We start from the raw sequence: 21,830 nt of genomic DNA, 5'->3' as shown, positions 1-21,830 counted from the left end.
CTCCCTCCTTTCCTAAATTATTTTATAGCACCATCAGATACACCTTTTATAATTTCGCGTTGTGCAAAGAAGTATGCAATGATTACTGGAATAATTGCTAATGTCAGACCTGCTAAAGCAAGATGCCATTGTTTTGTATATTCTCCAAAGAAAAAGAACATTTTAAGCGGAATTGTTTCTTTCCCTTCCTGGTTAATAACCAACGAAGGAAGTAAGTAGTCATTCCAAATCCAAATGGTATTTAGAATTCCAACTGTTACTGTTATCGGTTTTAACAACGGTAGTATTATATGCCAAAAAACTTGGAATTTATTTGCACCATCTATTGTAGCTGCTTCGTCCAATGATCGTGGAATAGAATTTAAGGCTCCGTGATAAAGGAATATCGATAAACTTGCACCAAAACCTATATACATGAATATTAAACCAGCACGATTCAGCATTTCAAACTTCCCGAAAATCGTTACAAGTGGAATCATAACTGATTGGAACGGGATTAGCATAGCTGCTACGAATACGAAAAAGATTATCGTACTAAATCTACTTTTTGCACGTGAAAGAGCATATGCTGCCATTGCAGAAAAGACAATGATAAGTGCAACACTAACTACTGTGATTAATAGGGAATTCCCAAATGTTCTAAGAAAGTCTAATTCATTAAATGCTTGCACGTAGTTATCAAATGTTGCTGAACTAGGCGGTTTTAGTGTATCTTCAAAAATTTCACGTTTCGTTTTTAACGAATTTACGATCATTAGATAAAACGGAGCTAGCCAGATAAGGGCTAGGAAAATCCCTAATACTTCAAGGGGAATTAAATACTTTTTACGCATTACATTTCCACCTCACGTTTCTTGCTAATATACACTTGCAATAAAGCAATTGCTGCCACAATCAAGAAAAATATAACTGCTTTCGATTGTGCGTAGGCCATTTCATAGCGACCAAAAGCTGTATTAAAAATTTCCATCGCAACCATTTGCGTTGAGTTATATGGACCTCCACCCGTTAACGACAAGTTTTGATCGTATAGCTTGAATGTATTGGAAAGTGTTAAAAACATACTAACTGTAAAAGCCGGAGCTACTAATGGGAATACAACTAGACGGAAACGTTGGAAAGGACTTGCTCCATCTATTTCAGCTGCCTCTAGCAGTTCATTTGAAATTCCTTCTAAGTAAGCAATATATATAACCATGATATACCCTGACATTTGCCAGCTCATTAAAATAACTAATGCCCAAAAACCAGTGGTAGATGTTGATAACCACCCTTGTAAACTTTCTATTCCTAACAGGGAACCAAATCCATCAAATGCCTTAGTAAATATAAACTGCCAGATAAATCCTAAGATTAATCCGCCGATTAAGTTTGGCATAAAGAAAATCGTTCTCAATAATTTATTAGATTTTAAATTGGCAGTCACAAGCAGCGCCAATGACAACCCAATCGCGTTAATAAGGAATATAGATACGACCGAAAACTTAACCGTGAACCATAGAGAATCTAGAAAACGTTCATCCTGGAACAAGGCAACATAGTTATCAAATCCGACAAAATTGTTTGTCTGAATTCCATTCCAATCAGTGAAAGAATAATATACCCCTAAAAATAATGGAGCAACTACTACTATCGTTAATGCTACTAAAACCGGCAATAAAAACAACCAATACGCTAAGTCTTTTGTGCGCATGCGCTCACCTCCAAAGTTACAACGATGCTCTTCCTCTAAACAATTTTGAAAGTAGCACCATTTTTTATCCTTTTGACAAAACAAAGTAGCACAAGTGCTACTTTGTTTAAACCAATTATTTATTATTTACGTGAAGATTCCCATGATTCTTTAGTTGCTTCTATAACTTCTTCCCAACTTGCTTCGTCGCTAAGGTACTTCTGTATTTGTACGCCCAACTCATCTTGACCCCATCCAGTTGGATAACCCATGAATGTCCAACCAATTGTTTTTCCTTGCTCCGCATATTCATACACAGCTTTTGAAAGCGGATCAGAGATTTTAGATGAATCGTACCCTTCATATGCAGGTATAAATTTAAAGTCATTTAATACTGTTTCTTTTCCAGCATCAGACGTGTATAACCAGTCTATGAATTTTTTTGATTCTTCCACTACTGCTTCGTCTGCATTGCTATTTACGCCCCAGTACATTGGAATTCCTACTGGAATACTATCTCCTTCATATCCTTCAACAGGAATAGGAAGAAGTCCGATATCGTTTGCTGCGAAGTCTTCATCAATTCCTGCTATTGATCCATATACCCAGTTACCTTGTTGAATCATAGCTACTTTTTGTAGAGAGAATAATTCCTCAACTTGTTTAGAGTAATCTAAACTAACAGTTGGTTGTGCAGAGTAATCGTTTTGAAGGTCAAGAATTTTTTTGAATGCGTCGCCATATTTATAATCGATTGTTTTCGATTCATATGCTGTTAACACATTATTATCAAATTCTGGTGCAATGAAAGTGTTAGATAAATGTAAACCAGTTACCCAAGTTTCTTTCCCTGGTAATGCAAATACAGATTCTAAGCCTAGGTCTGCTTTTTGGCTATCAAGCTCTTTTACTGCAGCTTCTAAAGAAGCAAAGTCTATGATAGAAGCAGGGTCAATACCCGCTTTTTCAAATACATTTTTGTTATAAATAAAGCCATATCCCTCTTGGTTAAATGGTAGTCCTAAAACTTTCCCATCCACAGAAACTCCATCTAAAGAACCCTTTTGAGCTGCGTCTGCTGCTGCAGTGCCTGATAGATCAGCTAATTTGTCTGACCAATCTGATACATCCTGGGGTCCTCCGATATTATAAATAGCTGGTTCGTTTCCTGAGGCAAATTTCGAACGAAGAGCAGCACCGTAGTCCTCTCCACCACCGACAGTAGTAATATTAATGTCGACTCCTTCATTTTCTTTTTCATATGCTTCTGCTACCGCTTCAAATTGATCTTTAAATTCCACTTTAAATTGGAAAATGTCTATTTTTACATCTTTACTAGAATCACCACTTGAAGAATTTTCCCCATCCGAGCTACATCCTGCTAATACCCCTGCAATACCTAATGAAGCTGCTAGAAAACCTGCGCGCCATTTATTCTTCATACTTTCTCCCACCCTTTTTTGTATTTGCGAAAACGTTTGCACAAAAGATTAAAAATAATAACAAAGCTTGCGAAAGCGTTTGCACAAGTTGTTAAAACAATCCTACCATATTCATAATAAGATGACAATAGTGATTTAAATATGAATTCTGTCTTTTATTTCACATAAATATTGTCACCCTATTATCTAGACGGTATCGTTTCAATACTTATTACTTCTATTAGTTTAGCAAGCTCTTCTATTGATAGAACATTTTTTTCATGTTTACAAAGTTGACCAGAAAAAGTTGAGTACGACTATGACAGATTCAGCCACTCAAAAAGGGTCTGGCCCACATTGGACAAGACCTTTTTTGAATTTAAATTATACAAAAATGTTTGTATATCTTTAGTTTACTTGTTTGAATCTATTACAAGCATAGCTGCTCCCAGCATTCCCGCTTCATTGCCGAAAGTTGCTCTTTTCACTTGAACTGGCTTCAGTTTTAAAGGTTCTACTTTTGCTAGAAGTTCTTCCCACCAGAAATCAGCAGAGTCAGATACTCCGCCCCCTATAACAACACAGTCCATATCTAGCACCGCTTGAAGACTAGAGATAACGATGGCAAAGTCCGATAGGAAGCGATCACGAACTGCTATTGCACCCGTATGACCATTCGCAGCTAAACGGAATACATCATGAGGTTTCGCCAATTCGTTCGTTTCTGCATTGATCACATTCTGCTCCTGAATAAGTCTCTTAATAGCTGTTCCGGATACATACTCTTCACTACAGCCAGGTCTTCCACATCCACATACTATACCGTTTGGATATAAGATTAAGTGACCAACCTCACCACCGCCACCATTTATCCCGTTCATCACTTTACCGTCAAGAACAATACCCCCACCCAGCTTTGTTCCCACTGTTAGGCAAACGACCTGTTTGTACTCTGCTGCTGCACCCAGTCTCGCTTCAGCTAGCGCAGCACAATTGGCATCATTGTTGATCTCTACAGGAAGTCCTGTTGCAGCTTCTAGTAATGCTTTGACAGGGGTGCCTTGCCAGCCTGGCATTTCTGTTTCAAATGTAATGACACCAGTTTCTGCATCTACCATCCCTCTTGTTCCAATGCCTATACCCGATATATCAGGCACATCGTTTATTATCGCAAGAATTTGCTCTTCTAAATAGGGATATAGCGGCAAAATAGTTGGTATCGTCTTATCTACCAGAACTTCACCCTGTTCGTTGACAACACCCATCCGGATTTTCGTTCCACCAATATCTACTCCCAGAACCTTCTTCAATTCCCTATCCCCTTTTCAAATGCGACCACAAACGCTTCATATGGACGGATTTCTACTATTTTTTCAGTTGTTTGAACCGTATTATAGTTTGATATTATAAGTCTATGTGATTTTGATGGCAGGTCAAAAGTTTCCCACTCTAGCCGCTCCATTTGATCGGAGAAATTTGCTACTACGAGCCATTCTTCATCCGCCGACATCCGTTTATAAACAAATAAGTTAGGATGATTAGCAAGTGCTAGCTGGAAGCTTCCATCTGTTATAATATTATGCTGTTTTCTAAGCTGTATTAGCTTTTGATACGTATAAAAAATAGAATTGGAATCATTTATAGCTTGTTCCACGTTTATTTCCTCCGTATTAGGATTCATTTGAATCCAAGGAATACCTGTAGTGAAACCACCATCTGATGTCCATTGCATAGGTGTTCTTGCATTGTCTCGACCTTTAGCATAAATACCCCTCATAATGTCTTTATGCGAAGTCCCCTGCTCTATTTTTTCTTTATACATATTCAACGTCTCAATATCGCGGTAATCCTCCATACTCTGGAATTCTACATTCGTCATTCCCAGCTCTTCCCCTTGGTAAATATAAGGGGTGCCTTGTAGCATATGCAGACAGATGGCTAACATTTTAGCAGATAGCTCTCGGTATTCTCCATCGTTACCAAAACGGGATACTACCCGTGGTTGATCATGGTTGTTCCAATATAAGCTATTCCAACCCACATTATGAAGTCCATGTTGCCATTTTTCGAAATTTCTCTTTAGATCAATTAGCTTCAATGGCTGTACATCCCACTTTCCGCTAGGCCCACTATCTAAGTCCATATGTTCAAATGTAAATACCATATTCACTTCGTTATTGTCGGGGTTCGTGTAAAGACGGGCATCATCGGTTGTCGCCCCAGGCATTTCTCCTACTGTAACTATGTCATATTTACTCAACACTTTGTCATTCATCTCTTTCAAGTGTGAGTGAATTTTAGGGCCATTCATAAAATACGGGCTTCCATCTCCATATAACTTATTCGGTTGTACTTCACCATCCGGTAAGTTCATATCCTTCGAGATAAAGTTAATGACATCCATTCGGAAGCCACCAATCCCTTTTTCCAACCAATAAGTCATTAGCTGGTACACGTCCTCTCTTAGAGGCTCATGCTCCCAATTTAAATCTGGTTGTTTCTTGGAGAACAGATGTAAATAATATGAATTCGTAAGTTCATCTTTTTCCCAAGCAGACCCTGAAAATACAGACTCCCAGTTATTAGGGGGACGTCCATCCTTCCCGTCTCTCCAAATATAGTAGTCTCGATACTTAGAATCTTTTGAGGCTCTCGACTCCACAAACCATTCGTGCTCATCTGAACTATGATTAACAACTAAATCCATCACAATACGAATACCACGTTTTTTTGCTTCCTCTATAAGCTTTTCCATATCTTCCATTGTTCCAAACTCCTGCATTATGGTCCGATAGTTTCTAATATCGTAACCATTGTCATCATTTGGAGAATCATAGACAGGACTTAACCAAAGAACATCAATCCCTAATTTTTGAATATAGTCCAGCTTGGAAATAATCCCTTGGATATCTCCAACACCATCCCCATTTGAATCCATAAAACTTCTTGGATATATTTGATATACAACACTTTTTTTCCACCAAGAATCCACTTTTTGCCCCATTTTTTTCACCATCCCAAATGTAACTTAATAGAGTTATTCTAATCTTCTAGCATCTATTATGCAAGCGCTTGCACTAATAATTTCTTAAAGTACACCTACTCTAATACTGATTCCCCAAAGTAAATAGGGAAGTCAATAAATGTATCTCCGCCCCCGGAAGAATTTCCATTTTCATTTCTTTCAGGATATGTCGACTTATCTGCGCTATCATATGTATTCCAACCAAAATAATACGATGGAATTATTGGAGAATCATTAAATGATTGGAGTACTGGTATCCACTCCTGTGATAGTTTTATACTTCCATAAAGATTCTCTGACAACCTAATCGTTTGCTCAAGCTGCACAGCTGGTTTGTAGTGCTCTTCATATATCCTTTAATTCAACAAAGCTTCCAATATTTCCTTCTAAGAGTTATCTACTAATATTTTGCATGATACCTCTATAATAGTTTTAACTTTATATTTTTTGTCTTCTATGGAGTACATTAAAATCATCTCTATTAAAACACTACAACCAAATACAATAGCCAACTTACCTTTTCCTGTTGCAAATAATGCAGTTATAGAAAGTGCAAATACGATTATTTGAAGTAGTATTGAACAGGAATAGTTACTGGGAAAGTAGCTTTTGGAGCGATAGTTTAGCCACTAAACAAGCTTTCCGTAAAAAAACGCACTCCCTATCAAAACACCTCCAACCATTTTAAAATAGTTGAAGGTGCTTATTATTTTATATGCATTGTGAATGAATTATGCCCTAGATCCCTATTGCTCTCTTTAGTTTGTCTTTAATAGTTGGAATATCTTGTGCATTAATAGTCAATCGAATGAATTTCTCGTCCATTTCAAAAGCCTCTGCAAGTAGTCCCCCAAAACCTCTTGCTCTTCGGTCAACCTGCATTAAAATTTCAGCTGATTGTGCGGACTGAGACAAAAATAGGATTTCTAGTTCATCAAGTTTCGCTTTATAGGAGCTGCTAACCGGCACAAATTCAAATTCTTGTACAAACGGATATCGACTACCTAATTTATGAGAGGCTTTCTCACATTCAACTTTTCTTATTTTAAATCCTAGCTGTTCAATTGCCTCCAAAATATGAGCCGCTATTCTCGTTGGTCGTACGTTAATATAATCTTTATCTGTAGGATCTATACTATTTTTGATATCTAACCCTGTGCTAATCCATACACGCGTGCTTCCATAAGTGACTGGCGCATCTTCAGGAAGTGTTAGTGAAAAGGGAATTTTTTTCTTTTCATTTGCCCCAATTGTAAAAGGTTCAGTGACTTTATATTTTTGAAAAGCTGCTACGTCCGTGTATTTTAGATCATTCGATTCACGAATGTATGTTGTATTTACCGTTAAGTAGATCGCATCAATCTGTTGTTCTAAGTTTCCGCCAACCACTTCTACTACACCTTGCATAATTTCACCAGCAGTAAACTCTGACTTTTCTAGTTTAGTGTCTACCTTAGCTCCACCAACCCCGACACTTGCCAATACTTTATTGAAAAATGACATATACATTTCTCCTTTGATTTTAATAACATTTTTACGCTTTTACATCGCAATAGGTTTCACTTTTATTAGAAAAATACTCTGCTTCTTACTCGTCAGCTGTCCACCAACGTTCAAGGCTAGTATAAGCGCATAAGCTTTTCTTATTAGCGATAAGGAATATGCGATAGTTTAATAGGAACAGTTGGGTATCCTACATTTTTCAAATAATAATTAATACTTCTTGCCGTAAATTCATTTGTTCCCGAAGGTCCTATAATGATTTGATTGACTGGCAGTCTATTGTCATTTTGAAGTACTTTGTTATGTGTTTCTAACTCAATATATGGAAGAATAATATTATCGCGCGCGCGGAATTTCAGCTCATGCTGATATGACATGCTCCTAGAGTTGGTCACAATAATCCGCCATTCCTTTTCTTCTGAAAAAGTAGCATGTTTAAAAAGTGGTAGAAAGTATCCAATCGTTCTTGCTACTTCCTTAGGAGAGAACTGTGGCTTTACTTCACTTAGCTCTAAACTAATGAGTGAAACATTTATAATCCTACGAATAATTCTCTCTTGCAACTTATGATCGTATATCACCTTCCGCGGAAAAAAGTTTTCTTCACTTAGATGAAAAGAAACATCAAATAACGATGAAAAGTCAAAACCAATAGAAATCCCATGCTGACTTCGACTATATCCTCTCCATTGACTTAATAGGTCTCCACTTTCACAAAAGGACACGACAAAAATATCTGTGTCTTGTTCCTCTAAAATCGTAAAGACCTCTTCCAAATATGCTCTTCTGGGATTTTCTAGAGGTAACTCTTGAATAAGCTTTTGGACGATACTTTCGCATACCTCTAACCCATGACTATATTCTTTGGAATCATTCATAAATTTAATATGCGAGGCCCAAAAGGTTTTATCGCTAATAATTCCTTGTGCTCCTTCTAAATTTGTATAGTGATATAACGCCTTAATATTTTTTGTGAAGTATTTTTTAAATTCTTTACTTATTAAAGGAATAAGAGCCTTCATATCAATATTTAAAAGGTTTTTCTCTACCTCAGATTTAGACATCCCATAGCACCTCCTATACTTTTATAGTATTACTTCCCTCTTTTTATGTCCAAAAGCTATTGATTTTTAAGACAAAAAAACCAGAGCTAGAAAGAAATTATCCTTCCACTCTGGCTTGATACCACTTAACAAGATCATGGGGGTTCATCGGTTTTGCAAAATAAAATCCTTGAAAAATTGGGTTTTTACTTGTGTCCTTTAAGAAATCCACCTGCTCTTTTGTTTCTACTCCTTCTATGACAACATTTAAGTCTAATGATTCTCCTAAAGCAATAATAGCGGTAATTATAGATGAATCTTTAGAGGATTTCGGTACATCATCTATAAAAGACTTATCAATTTTCAAGGTTGATATTGGCATTTCTTTTAAATAAGATAGCGACGATACCCCAGTACCAAAGTCATCCAATGCAACAGAGAAACCTTCTTCTCTAAATTTACTTACCGCCCTCATAGCTTCTTCCACATTTTTCACAAAACTATTCTCAGTTATTTCTAATTCTATTTGCGATGGCTCCAACCCATATTCGCTTAACTTTTCTGTGAATACCCCTAATAACAAAGGGGAAGTTATATACTCGCCTGGAATATTAATAGCTACTTGTTTGAATGAAATATCCTCCAATTTCCAAGATGCTATTTGTTTACAAACCCCATCTATTATCCAGTCAGTCACTTTAACCATACGGTCATATTCCTCTAAAATTGGAACAAAAACAGCAGGTGATAGATTACCGTATTTAGGATGATTCCATCTTAATAATGTCTCGAGCCCATCAATACACTGCGAGTACGAACTAAATTTCGGTTGATAAACAAGATATAACTCGCTTTCTTTCATAGCTCGATTTACATCTTCAGCTATTTCAAGATTAAATGTATACCTATGAATACTAGAATCATAGTAAATAATATCATGATCATACATAATAGAAGGATAGTTTAAAACGGCAAGTACATTTCTATAGATATCAGTGTCCTTCTCACCGTAATCGGCTTGAGATATAGCACATACTCCAAACAGCATTACTTCTCTATCTTGGACTCGAATAGGCTCACGAAGTGACTCTGCTAGCTTCTTCAACACCTCTTTTAACTGCTTTGCACTATCCACATCCCTAGTTAGCAAAGCAATACGATTCCCTCCTATCCGATAAAGCTCTGTTTTGGAAGGTGATATAGATTTGAACATATGTACTAGTTCTCGAATCACCTCATCACCGAAAGCATAATTGAACTCTCTGTTTATATGCTCTAAATCATGTATATGCCAAATAGCTAAAACTTTAGGTGACTGAATTTTCTTTTCAAACAACCGTCGATTAGGTAATTGTGTTAATGCATCGTAGTAATTCCCACGATACTCAATATACCGGTCTAACAAACTTGAAAGTAATAATACTCCCAAAAGTATAGCCATTCCTAAACCTACAATGACTGCTAATCCATACATTTCGGTCATATGAGAAGCCTCATGATTCAATTCATACCCCTTGGGAATATAAAAGTTCATAGCTGCCATACCGGTGTAATGCATACTAGAAATAGCCAACCCCATGATTAAAGAGATTAAAATCAGAAGTATATTTTTCGACTGATAGGTATGAACCTTCGCAAGAATGTAAACTGCTATAATAGAAACAAAAATTGAAATACAAATAGAAACTAAAAAAAGTAGAAGGTCATAAGTGTAAATAACGTCCATTTCCATCGAATACATTCCTATATAATGCATGGAGGAAATTCCTATCCCCATCGCTATCCCCGCGAATACATACGACCAATAGTTTCGTCTTGGAAGGTCTGCCAAATAGAAAGCTATAAATGAAGCTAACATAGCAGGAATAATTGATATAAGCGTAATAGTTTTGTTGTAGCTCATATTTACTGGCAATGAAAATGCACCCATTCCTATAAAATGCATAGACCATATACCAAACCCCAAGCATAGCGAGGCAAGCAGTAACCAGAAGCTTTTATGAAAAAAACTATTTTCTTTTGCTCTTCTTTTCAAGGAAATTGCCGTGTAAGATGCTACAATCGCTATAATAATTGAAAATACCACTATTGTCATAGAGTATTCACCGCTAATTTCCAAATATGCATCTTTTGAAGGACTAGTATTGTTAAAATTAAATATATTCTCCACCTCACTATACCAATTAGACTATAACATACTTAATTCAAAGTAATATATAAGTAAAAATTTAAAAGTACTATTAATTTTATATTAACACTATATAGTGAGGATAAAATTTCAGGAAAAGAATATTTGTTACTTGAAAAAAACACAGAAACTAGTTATAGTTTCTGTGTCTCTTTTTGTTCGTCCATACTCTCGCTGATTAAGCTTGCTAATACATGAACCCTTAGTATGATTCCTTTAATCATTAGCTCTTCATCCGTAACGACGATGGGGTATTTTGAATCTAATACATACGGAATAATATCTTGTACATATTCATCCGCCTTTACTGTTTTCACTTCTGTAGACATTACTTCTTGTAAGGTCTTTTTCTCTTTGAGACCATTAATCGCTTGGTCAATAGTAACTATTCCTTGTAGCTGGCGCTTACGATCCGTAACGAATGCACTAGAAATACCATTTTCTCTCATTACTTGAATAGCGACATTCAGCCCATCTTTTAAGGAAACTAACCCATATGGCTTAGACATAATATGTTCCGCCTGCAAAATTTTAGAACGATCAATATCTCGGATAAATTCTGAAATGTAATTGCTTGCCGGTTTTTCAAGAATTTCTTCTGGAGTACCGATTTGTTCAACTTTGCCATCCTTCATCACCGCTACACGGTCACCAATTTTAAAAGCTTCGTTAACATCATGTGTGATGAAAATAATAGTCTTTTGTAGTTTATTTTGTATATCTAGTAATTCTAATTGCATTTCACGTCGGATCAACGGATCAAGCGCACTAAATGGTTCATCCATAAGTAAAATGTCCGGATCATTCGCAAGTGCTCTAGCAATTCCTACACGTTGACGCATCCCTCCAGATAGTTCATCCGGAAATTGGTTTTCGTATCCTTTTAGCCCTACTGTTTCTAAATGTTTCCCGGCAATCTCCCGACGCTCTGCTTTAGACATCCCTCGTATTTCTAGGCCATATTCAATATTTTCTAGTACCGTTCTATGGCTGAATAAACCAAAATGTTGAAACACCATTGCAATTTTTTTCTGACGGAAATACTTTAGCTGATTTTTGTTATATCCAACTACATTTTCGCCATCGACGTAAATTGCCCCAGAGGTAGGCTTGTTCAATAAATTTAAGCAACGAATGAGCGTAGATTTTCCACTACCAGATAGTCCCATAATGACAAATGTCTCGCCTTCCATAATTTCCATAGATGCATTATATACACCTACCGTATGGCCCGTTTTCGCAAGAATTTCATCTTTTGGAACACCTTTTTCAACCATTGAAATGACCTTTTTAGGTCTTGGTCCAAATATTTTAGATACATTTTCTACCTTAAGTTTAACTGTCATGCTACATCCCTCCTATGTTTCTGAAGGCGATTTGCAATTCCTCCGGTAATTCGGTCAATTATTATCGCTAAGAATACAATACTAATCCCCGCTTCAAAACCAAGTGAAATATCAATACGATTTATCGCATACAGTACGCACTCTCCAAGTCCTTGAGCACCTACCATCGATCCAACAACTGCCATAGATAGCGCCATCATTGTTGTTTGGTTAACACCCGCCATAATAGTTGGCAATGCTTGAGGTAATTGTACTTTCATAAGCATTTGAGAAGTGGAAGAACCAAATGATTGTGCTGATTCTACTACTTCCTTATCTACATTACGAATTCCTAGCTCAGTCAGTCGGATAACTGGGGGGAGTGCATAAATAATAGTAGCAATAACGGCTGGAACATTCCCTAATGGGAAGAAAAATATTACAGGTATTAAATAAACAAAGCTTGGCATAGTTTGCATGGCATCTAAAACTGGTCTCATAATAGTAGACAATGATTTACTAAATGCCGTCGCAACGCCTAGTGGAATCCCGATTAATAAAGACAATATAACAGAGATTAATACTATTGAAATAGTAGTCATTGTTTCTGGCCATAAATCGAATGTACCTATCAGAAATATAAAGAAACCAAAAAGAAGTCCTCCATACAAATTAGTAAAATACCATCCTAGTAAAAAAATAATAATAATAAAAATCCACCAAGGGATTGCTAGAAGACCCGCTTCTAGACCCTTGATCATGGAAGAAGAAATAACAAAAATAAAATCAAAGAATGCATCAAAATTCATCGCCAAAAAATCAATAAAATTTTCTACTATATCCCCTATTGGTATTCGTACATCTGGAAATTCTGTCATAGACTATGGACTGTTTCAAAGAACAGTCGCATTCACCTCATTTTTTATAGGATAGATTACTTTTTATCATGAATTATTAGTTCAAAGCTGCTTTTACTTTTTCTGCAACTTCTTCAGACACCCACGTCGTCCAAATATCTTCATGCTCTTTCATCCACCACTGTGCGGCTTCTTCTGGTTCCACTTCATTTTCGTTCATATAATCTAACGCTTCTTCTGTTAAAGCGTTACTAGTTTCATATTTACTAAGGAATTCCGTAACATCCTTTGCCTGTGTTGGTAAATCTTTATGAACAGCAATTACAACATCATTTGGAGGGAATTCAGTTCCTTTGGATTCTTCCCAAGTTGCTGCGTCATATGGAACATCTTCAAGTAATGTTAAGTCATAACTAGCTGTTACCCATGTTGGTGACCAGTAATACCCTACCCAAGGTTCACCTTTTTTATATGCTCCCGCTAGATCTGCAACGATTGCAGAGTCTGATCCTGGTGCTAAATAGTTGAATTTTGCATCTAGACCATAAGTTTCAAGTTTCGACTCCAAGTGTTCACTTACCGCCCAACTAGATGGCGCTCCAATTATTCTTCCTTTAGTGCTATCTTCAGGATCTTGGAACAGCTCTGGATACTTCTCTAGGTCTTGTACAGTTTTCAAGTCAGGTGCAACCGCTTCAATCCCTTTTTCCGCATCTCCTTCTATAACATAGGTTGGAACATATAGTCCTTGCGAATTATCATTGAAATTAGTTGCTAGTTTCACTATACTTCCACTTTCAATTGCTTTTTCATAAACGTCTTTTGTATTATCCGTCCATATTTCCATATAGACATTTATGTCACCTTTTTCTAATGATTGCAAAGTAGCTGCCGTGGTTCCGCTTGTAACCTCAGTGTCATAGCCGTAACCTTCTTCCACAATCAATTGAGCTATACTATTATGTACACGGATACTATCCCATCCTGCATCTGCAAATTTAATCACTTCAATACTGTCTGTGCTCGTTTCACTACTACATGCACCAAGTACTAAAAGTGCACACAAAGAAGTAAACAACATCATTTTCCTCATAATTTATCCCCGTTTCTCTATTTATTAAATTAGACACATAGCCCTAACCCCCTATTACATACCCTATTTTTTAAACTTTAATCATGTTATTTTTTATGTACCTACAATTTTCAAAAATTTGATGCGCTTTTCTAAGAGTTTTCATGTTAGTAGAGTTTAAAGCGAGAGGGGAAATAGATGGAGGTAAACAGAGGTATATTAACAGAAGAGCTAGTTTGACTTATTCGATTGAATACAACATTTAAGGAGGAATTTTTGGCGGATTACTATAATCTAAGAGTTACCTCTTTGAAGGGCATGCCTACGATCATTGTTTCCTTGATGAGAAAATCACAAAAAAGATTTACTAATTTTTTTCATTGCGATGTCGAATAGCTTCCCTAGTTTAGTTCTCAGATCTCCAGGGAAGCATTTGACACCGGTCTACAAGCGACTTCATTAGTAACTTGAACTAAACTTATTTCAGTTTTGTTACTTCTACTAACTCGTTAATCGGTAATTGTAATGCTCGGTTACCAAGATTCTGTTTTAGTTGTTCATTGTATAAGTATTCTTCAGGTGTAAATGAGTCTTCACGGCCTTTTTTCAAAAGTTCATAAAAAATAGGAGGTAAGAAGTTCTCCTTTAATACCACCTCTACTGCTTCTCCGGTTTCACGTGTAAAAATATACGCATAGGATGTTGGACGATATGGATCGTATTGAGCTTTTGGATAAGTTGTATCGACTATATATGTACCTCTTGATTGAGCACGGGTAACAAATTCGAAAACATCGCGAAATCCAGGACCTCCATGACCAGATAGGATGGAAATATCTTTACGATTTGGAACGTCCTCACCATATAAAGCTTCAAAAGCGGCTTGAATAACTCGGAAGCCTACACCTATCGCCATATAAGCAAGTGTCCCATGATATTTGTAAATGTCCTCAAAGCTAATTTCTATTAAATCATTACGATCATAGATCTTGATTGTTTGCATGCGTTTTATCCCCTAATTTTTTTTTGAGCTTTACCCTTTTTCTGAGCCTGCGCGCCTTATGAGAAAAACAAATTCTCCAGAAACTATATCGAGGCAATATCTATAGCTTTCCTTCCACCAGCCACGGTAAAAAGCCTCTTAAAAATTGTTCCGTTGCAGGCATGAAATAGGAACCGTAGTGGAAATCCGGATCCAGTGTTGTATTTAACCAAGTACCCTTTGTGCTTACTTTATCTATATAAATAACCGCCCCACCGTCATCTGTTGAAACGAGCACTTCACAGTTATCTGGCGGCCAATATACGCCGTGTTGGTGCCATGTTGCATCAGAAAGAGTTAAGTAATTTTTAAATAAGTCATGCTCAGGAGCAGATAATACTAGACCACTTTTCGGATCTTTGTCTAGCCACCACCAAAAGTTCGTAGGACGGAATTCCCATTTGTGACTAGGTAACCAATCAAATCCCTGTGGACCTAACGTAACGACTGTTCCCCCACCATTTGCAAACGCATAAATCTTCTCTACATTTTTCTTAAGTAATCCCAAATGTGTTTGAGAAGGAACAAGCAATACATCGACACCTTCCAAAGAAGCAGTTTCTAATTCGCGTATGGGAATAAGTCGATTAATGTACTTGGCAAACTCAGATATTTTATATGTACGATGATGGTGTGAGCTACCACCATAAACAACTGCTATTTTTTTCATCATGTAGTCACCTCTTCTTGTAGCATCGCAATCTCTTCATGTACCCATTTTACTAACTGTGGACCAATTCGGTCGGTTGTTTTGTTGATCTCAGGCTTCATATAACCAAACAAGTCTGAACCCGCATGGACTAAAATAGTTCCTTTTGTGCTCACACGGTCAATATACGTTATTGGAGTATCCCCTGGTAAAGTTAAGAGAACTTCGGCGCCCTCTGGAGTAGGATGATGCCCTCGTGCAAAAAATCCAGAAACCCCTTTGTTATAGGTCATATCGTCCTCCAATACACCTTCAAATATTGGATGCTGTTTATGAATCGACACCTCATAGTCTTTATGACTATTAATCTCTTTTGGCACAAATAACTGACCACCAGGCAACCAATCTGTTACTAAGTTACCTGAAAATATGAGTATTTTTCTCGCATTCACAAAATCTAGAATGATTTGACGTTGTTCATATAAAAAGTCTTGATCGGCAAATCCACTTATAACTAAACAGTTATAAGCTGTTAAATCGATGTTGGATAGGTTATAAATATCGACATTCGTAAAATTTTCTCTTGTTTTATTTTTACCACGTTGTGCAAAAATTGCTCCTGGATTTAGTTCTATAAAGTTAGCTTTCATTATTGATCTCCTTTATGATTTTCTAATACGAGCAATGCCTCGATGAGTGATTTTGTATAAGGATGTTGCGGATTTTGAATAATATCATTTGTTTTACCATCCTCTACAATTTCACCTTGTTGTAACACGATTAATCGATCGCAAAACCCTTGTGTCAAAGCAATATCATGTGTAACAAATAAGTAAGAGACTTGATTGTATTCATTCATTTTTTTCATTAATTCCAGTAGTTCTAAACGTAGTGAAGTATCTAACATGGACGTTGGTTCATCTGCAATAATAAGCTTCGGTTCACATACGAAAGCACGCGCAAGACCAACCCGTTGTCGCTCTCCTCCAGATAATTCATGTGGATAACGATTTATATATTTATCAGGATCTAATGACACACTATTTAACGCATATCGTACCTTTTCTAAACGTTTTTCTTTGTTTCCTTTATCAATTCCCTGAATGACAAGTGGCTCTGCTACAAGCTGACCAATTTTCATACGTGATGAGAGGGCTTCGTATGGATCTTGAAACACCATTTGAATATACTTAGCAAGGGAACGACGTTTTTTTCCAGTAAGAGATAAAACCTCTTGGCCTTCGAAAAAAACCTCTCCTCCGTTCGACGTCTCGAGACCAGCAATTATACGACCAATCGTACTCTTCCCTGCGCCACTGGCCCCGATTAGCCCGATAATTTCACCGTGTTTTAATGAAAATGAAATAGATTTCAGCACATTTACTTGTACCTCTTTTGTGCGACCAAATGTTTTTTGTAATTCCTTTACCTCCACTAAAGATGTCATGAAATCAGCACCGTCTCTCTCCCTTTTTTCGGTTTCAATAACGGGATTGAATCGACTAAACGTCTCGTATATGGATGACTTGAGTTTTCAGCGACTTCAATCGACTCACCTCTATCTACGATATGACCATATTTCATAATAATTATCTGATCCGTAACCGATAGTACAGCTGGTAAATCATGCGATATAAAAATCATTGAAATATTTAACTCACGTTGCAATTTTCGTAGTAACTGAACAATTTCAACTTGAACAATTACATCAAGTCCGGTTGTCGGCTCATCAGCTATAATAAGTTTCGGTCGATTTATTAAGGCCATCGCAATAATTACGCGCTGACGCATACCACCAGATAATTCATGAGAGAAAGAAAATCTCCATTTAGTATCGAGTCCGACTTGTGTCATTACTTCTATTACACGTTGGTCCATACTAGATTCGTCTAATTTTTTATGTACTTTGATTGCTTCTTTTAACTGTTTTTCAATAGTAATAACAGGATTAAGCGCATTCATCGCAGCTTGTGCAATATATCCAATGTCCCGCCCGCGAAGTTGACGTATTTGCTCATCATCCAATGTTTCTAGTGATTGTCCTTCAAAATAAATTGAGCCTTTGCTTCTTCCCGGTAACTTCAGCTGTTGGATAATACTCGCAGCTACTGTTGATTTACCGCTTCCTGACTCTCCCACAATTCCTAGCACATCCCCTCGTTGTATTTCGAAAGAAACATTAGATACTACTTCTTGATAACAGCCCTTTTTAGGGTATTCGACAGTCAAATTTTGAACAGACAGCATAATATCTCGCTCAACTAGCGTTAAATCCTCTACTTTCTCCTGTTTTTGACGTTTCGGTGTGACCGCGTATGAACTTAGTCTTGGATTCACTTTTTCTTCTAAAAAATAGCCCATTAAAGAAAAGGCTAAGACCACTAGGACAATACAAATACCAGGAGGAATAATCCACCAAACCCATGCTTCTGTTAAAAATGCACTTCGACTATTGGCGTAATATAATATACTTCCCCAGCTCTTAACTAATGGATTTCCCATCCCTAAAAAACTAAGTGAAGATTCCAATAAGATGGCTGTATTTACAGCGCCAACAAATTGTGGGATGAATAGGGGAAAAACGCTCGGAAAAATATGTTTATTGAAAATATACCAATGGTTTGCTCCCATCGTCCTAGCTGCTAGCACTGGTCCTGTTGTTTTAATAGATAAAGTTTGTGCGCGAATTTGCCTTGCCTTTCCAGCCCACATAACTAAAGTAATAACAAATACTTGTGTAAATATTCCTGGTCCCATATATACGGCAATAACAATCATCAGAGGTAGAAATGGCAGTGTTAATACGACATCAATAACACGCATCACAATTACCTCAAACCAACCTCCGATATAACCCGCTAGAATACCAACACTACCTCCAATGAGTGTGGCAAATAGAGCTGTCAAAATTCCAATCGTTAATGAAGTTCGTGCCCCCTCCGCAAGCTCCGCTAAAATATCCTGTCCCATATCATTCGTTCCAAGAAAGTGGTCACTATTAGGAGCCAGAAAGGAAGGGCCAGATTGCTTATATGCGTCATATGGGATGATAAAAGGTCCAAGTACAGCAAAGAGTACAACACCAATAAATAAAATGAATCCTACAGTACCGATGACTTTTGTTGATTTACGCATGATTCATATCCGCTCCCTTTGTCTTTTTAAGCGTACGTGCACGAGGATCAATAAGTGGATACGTTAAATCAGCAAATAAGTTTGCTCCAATCACACCAAGTGTAATAATTAAAAATATGCCTTGCATCATTGGAAAGTCTCTTGCAATAACACTTTCATATAACAATCGACCAATTCCTGGATAAGAAAAGACAGATTCCACTACCACTGCTCCACCCACTAAAGTGCCTAATGTCATCGTAAAATGCGTATAAATGGGTAGCAAAGCATTGCGTAATGCATGATTAAAAATTAACCCTTTTTTATGTACACCTTTTGCCTCTGCCATCGTGATATAATCTTGCCCAAGAGATTCAAGCATTGAAGAACGTGTTAGCAAATAGTTCGATCCTACTGTTGCTAATGTGATCGTAGTAAGCGGCAGGATCGCATGCACTGCAACGTCCTTTATATACCCCCAAGTTGTTCCATCTTGCATCATTGAAAAAGCCCCGTATGTAGGAAACCAACCTAATTGAACCGCTAAAACAGCTAAAAATAATAGTCCTACCCAAAAACCTGGAACAGCTTGTAAGGTCAGCATTCCTATTAATAGTGAGACATCACGACCTTTCCCACGATTCCAAGCAGAATAAGCGCCCAATATAACGCCAATTACAGCACTTAATAACATAGCTGGCCCCACTAATAACAATGTCCATGGCAATCTATCGCCTATTATTGTCATCACAGGCTCTGCATATTTAATTGACACCCCAAAATCAAATGTCACAATCCCTTGTAAATATACAATATACTGTTCCCATAAAGACCCATCGAGACCTATCGATTCAAGAGCCTGCTGCTTTTGTACTTCTGTTAGTTCATTTATCGTATCGCCGAAAAAATATAACAGCGGATCACCTGGGGCTAATCGGGGCAAAGCGAAATTAATCGTCAATGCTACGAGGAACACCAGTCCATATTGAATTAGCTTTTTTCCAATTGACGATAGAGTCCTATTCATTTCTTACAACTCTCCTTATTCCACAAATTTTGGGGCTGTTGCCGAAACAGCTTGACGCGTTTCTTCTGGTAAGAATGAATATTTGTGCACAATCCCGTAACCTAAAGACTCTACATATTGGTCATACACCGTAGCGTTATAAGCGAAAACTTCCTCCGGATAATAAAGGGCAATCGCAGTAGGTTGGTTATTGTATAACTCCTGCATATCAAATGAAATTGCTTTACGATCTTCAATTGTGGATGCCGCCATCCAATCTTCAATCAATGTATCCATAGCAGGATAGGCTATATCTTTCGTCCATAGATATGATGCACGATGAGACATAATGAATTGATCTGGATCTGCTACACCATGCGGACCTATTAAACTAACATATGTATCAAAATTATCCTCTGAATTGGCAGCTGCATAAGTCGTAGCATCCATTGCTTCTACTTCAAACTGTAACCCTATATTTTTTAATTGCTCCTTCAGCATTTCAGCTACACGCACATAAACAGGTTCACTTGCAGAAACAATTGTATTCATCCGTAACGTTTCACCTTCTGGTGTTTCACGAAAACCATCATTATTTGTATCTTTGTAGCCAAGTGAGTCTAGAATTTCTGTTGCTTTCGCTATATCATATGGTGTCGATAAATCTGGATTTGTCCACGGAGAATCCGGGTGAGGATATCCAGTTAAACCAGCACGTCCTTGACCTAATAACACAGTATCAACAATGCTTTGACGATCTATCGCTAGAGATACCGCTCGGCGTACCTCTTCTGTATTAAATGGCTTTCGTTCATAATTTAAACCGAATTGGACAATAGATAATGGAGATACTTTTGCTAACTTCATCGCCTCGGTATTTTTAAATGAATCTTGTAATTCAGCTGGTACTGTACGCGTAGATGCATCAATCTCACCTGCACGTAATGCGTTAAACATAGCTGTTGCATCCTTTATAATCGGCATATTTATGGAAGCAACTGTTGGTTCACCCATGAAGTATTCATTATTCGCTTTAAATTTGTAATACTGGTCTGCTTCATATTCTTTTAAAACAAAAGGACCTGTTCCTACAGCTAACTTATTATATTGACGTGGATTTTCAACATCTTTCCAAATGTGCTCTGGTAAAATCGGCAAATCGGCAAAGGTAATACTCGCTAGTGATGGACAAGCATAGGCGCACTCAAAACGAACCGTTTTTCCATCCTCTTCAACTTCAATTTCATCAATTTTCGGTACTTCGCTAACATGATGTGTATGGCGGTTGGCTGAACCATCGCGGAAGTATTCATATGTAAATTTGACATCTTCTGCCGTAAAGTCTTCCCCGTCATGCCACTTTATACCATCACGTACCTTTACAATCCAAGTTGTATCATCAAGTTGCTCTGCAGACTCTGCTAACCATGGAATCGGTTCATCTACATATGGCGATGGTGAAAATAATTTGTCATATACTAAATCAGTTAACCAGTCGACGTTTCCGGTATATATATTTAATGGACCAACATCTGATGGAATCCCCACTTTTAACTCTGCTACTTGTTCCGTTACTGCTCCTTCACCTTCTAAATTTGTTTCATCAGCTTGTCCTTTAGCTTCATTCGATGAACAACCTGCTACTAAAAACACTAATAGTATAAGCGGTAAGCCCCATAATTTTTTAATCCCTTTATACACTATGCTTTCTCCTTTTTATTAAATAATTGATTTTTTATTCCTGCCTTCGTACTTTAACACCAACGATAATGATTCTCAATATCATTTATAATTCACATATCGACTTTTCACCTAGCTCCATGGAAGTAAGCGCTATCAATAAAATAAATAAATAGTATTATTCATTTTATTAATAGTTGCAAACTAGATTTGAAAATATAGAAAAACCCAAG

At 37.1% G+C, this 21,830-nt stretch carries 19 protein-coding genes; all 19 read right to left on the bottom strand.

The window, feature by feature from the left end:
• Positions 1 to 17 precede the first annotated feature (17 nt).
• On the bottom strand, positions 18 to 833 hold the full coding sequence (locus MHI40_RS01260; RefSeq protein WP_093536444.1) for a carbohydrate ABC transporter permease: 816 nt from the start codon (positions 831 to 833) through the stop codon (positions 18 to 20).
• A complete protein-coding gene (locus tag MHI40_RS01255) occupies positions 833 to 1,693 on the bottom strand; it encodes a carbohydrate ABC transporter permease (RefSeq protein WP_093536446.1) in 861 nt (286 codons plus the stop codon). Before MHI40_RS01255 ends, MHI40_RS01260 begins: the two co-directional genes overlap by 1 nt.
• Positions 1,694 to 1,815: 122 nt before the next feature.
• Entirely contained in the window at positions 1,816 to 3,114 is a 1,299-nt protein-coding gene (locus tag MHI40_RS01250) for an ABC transporter substrate-binding protein (RefSeq protein ID WP_340761193.1), read from the bottom strand.
• Positions 3,115 to 3,506: 392 nt separating this feature from the next.
• A complete protein-coding gene (locus MHI40_RS01245; protein ID WP_340761192.1) occupies positions 3,507 to 4,403 on the bottom strand; it encodes an ROK family protein in 897 nt (298 codons plus the stop codon).
• Positions 4,400 to 6,097 carry a glycoside hydrolase family 13 protein gene (locus MHI40_RS01240; RefSeq protein ID WP_340761191.1) on the bottom strand — a complete coding sequence of 566 codons (1,698 nt, stop codon included), beginning with the start codon at positions 6,095 to 6,097 and terminating at the stop codon, positions 4,400 to 4,402. The genes MHI40_RS01245 and MHI40_RS01240 overlap by 4 nt, the downstream gene beginning before the upstream one ends.
• Before the next feature lie 95 nt (positions 6,098 to 6,192).
• Positions 6,193 to 6,444, bottom strand: coding sequence for a hypothetical protein (locus MHI40_RS01235; RefSeq protein ID WP_340761190.1), 252 nt, complete (start codon positions 6,442 to 6,444; stop codon positions 6,193 to 6,195).
• 412 nt (positions 6,445 to 6,856) lie between these two features.
• Positions 6,857 to 7,621, bottom strand: a complete 765-nt coding sequence (locus MHI40_RS01230) for a sporulation protein (RefSeq protein ID WP_340761189.1) — start codon at positions 7,619 to 7,621, stop codon at positions 6,857 to 6,859.
• A gap of 143 nt (positions 7,622 to 7,764) precedes the next feature.
• Positions 7,765 to 8,685, bottom strand: coding sequence for a DUF2971 domain-containing protein (locus tag MHI40_RS01225; RefSeq protein ID WP_093536460.1), 921 nt, complete (start codon positions 8,683 to 8,685; stop codon positions 7,765 to 7,767).
• 97 nt (positions 8,686 to 8,782) lie between these two features.
• Positions 8,783 to 10,759, bottom strand: a complete 1,977-nt coding sequence (locus tag MHI40_RS01220; protein WP_340761188.1) for a bifunctional diguanylate cyclase/phosphodiesterase — start codon at positions 10,757 to 10,759, stop codon at positions 8,783 to 8,785.
• A gap of 227 nt (positions 10,760 to 10,986) precedes the next feature.
• Positions 10,987 to 12,198 carry a quaternary amine ABC transporter ATP-binding protein gene (locus MHI40_RS01215; protein ID WP_340761187.1) on the bottom strand — a complete coding sequence of 404 codons (1,212 nt, stop codon included), beginning with the start codon at positions 12,196 to 12,198 and terminating at the stop codon, positions 10,987 to 10,989.
• Positions 12,195 to 13,055, bottom strand: coding sequence for an ABC transporter permease (locus MHI40_RS01210; protein WP_340761186.1), 861 nt, complete (start codon positions 13,053 to 13,055; stop codon positions 12,195 to 12,197). The genes MHI40_RS01215 and MHI40_RS01210 overlap by 4 nt, the downstream gene beginning before the upstream one ends.
• Positions 13,056 to 13,131: 76 nt before the next feature.
• The gene (locus tag MHI40_RS01205; protein WP_340761185.1) at positions 13,132 to 14,127 is read right to left on the bottom strand and encodes an ABC transporter substrate-binding protein; all 996 of its coding nucleotides are present in this window, start codon (positions 14,125 to 14,127) and stop codon (positions 13,132 to 13,134) included.
• A gap of 457 nt (positions 14,128 to 14,584) precedes the next feature.
• Positions 14,585 to 15,109: a hypothetical protein gene (locus MHI40_RS01200; protein WP_340761184.1), complete on the bottom strand. Its 525-nt coding sequence runs from the start codon at positions 15,107 to 15,109 to the stop codon at positions 14,585 to 14,587.
• A 100-nt stretch (positions 15,110 to 15,209) separates the two neighbouring features.
• On the bottom strand, positions 15,210 to 15,818 hold the full coding sequence (locus tag MHI40_RS01195) for a hypothetical protein (protein ID WP_340764337.1): 609 nt from the start codon (positions 15,816 to 15,818) through the stop codon (positions 15,210 to 15,212).
• Positions 15,818 to 16,447, bottom strand: coding sequence for a phosphate starvation-inducible protein PhoH (locus MHI40_RS01190; protein WP_340761183.1), 630 nt, complete (start codon positions 16,445 to 16,447; stop codon positions 15,818 to 15,820). The genes MHI40_RS01195 and MHI40_RS01190 overlap by 1 nt, the downstream gene beginning before the upstream one ends.
• Positions 16,447 to 17,244, bottom strand: coding sequence for an ABC transporter ATP-binding protein (locus MHI40_RS01185; protein WP_340761182.1), 798 nt, complete (start codon positions 17,242 to 17,244; stop codon positions 16,447 to 16,449). Before MHI40_RS01185 ends, MHI40_RS01190 begins: the two co-directional genes overlap by 1 nt.
• Positions 17,241 to 18,932, bottom strand: a complete 1,692-nt coding sequence (locus MHI40_RS01180; RefSeq protein WP_340761181.1) for a dipeptide/oligopeptide/nickel ABC transporter permease/ATP-binding protein — start codon at positions 18,930 to 18,932, stop codon at positions 17,241 to 17,243. The genes MHI40_RS01185 and MHI40_RS01180 overlap by 4 nt, the downstream gene beginning before the upstream one ends.
• The gene (locus tag MHI40_RS01175) at positions 18,925 to 19,938 is read right to left on the bottom strand and encodes an ABC transporter permease (protein WP_340761180.1); all 1,014 of its coding nucleotides are present in this window, start codon (positions 19,936 to 19,938) and stop codon (positions 18,925 to 18,927) included. The genes MHI40_RS01180 and MHI40_RS01175 overlap by 8 nt, the downstream gene beginning before the upstream one ends.
• A gap of 15 nt (positions 19,939 to 19,953) precedes the next feature.
• Positions 19,954 to 21,618, bottom strand: a complete 1,665-nt coding sequence (locus MHI40_RS01170) for an ABC transporter substrate-binding protein (protein ID WP_340761179.1) — start codon at positions 21,616 to 21,618, stop codon at positions 19,954 to 19,956.
• Positions 21,619 to 21,830 lie beyond the last annotated feature (212 nt).

Source organism: Psychrobacillus sp. FSL H8-0510 (assembly GCF_038008345.1).
Taxonomy (GTDB): domain Bacteria; phylum Bacillota; class Bacilli; order Bacillales_A; family Planococcaceae; genus Psychrobacillus; species Psychrobacillus psychrotolerans.
The sequence above is the reverse complement of the archived record's forward strand: the minus strand, read 5'-3'. Positions and strand labels throughout refer to the sequence as shown.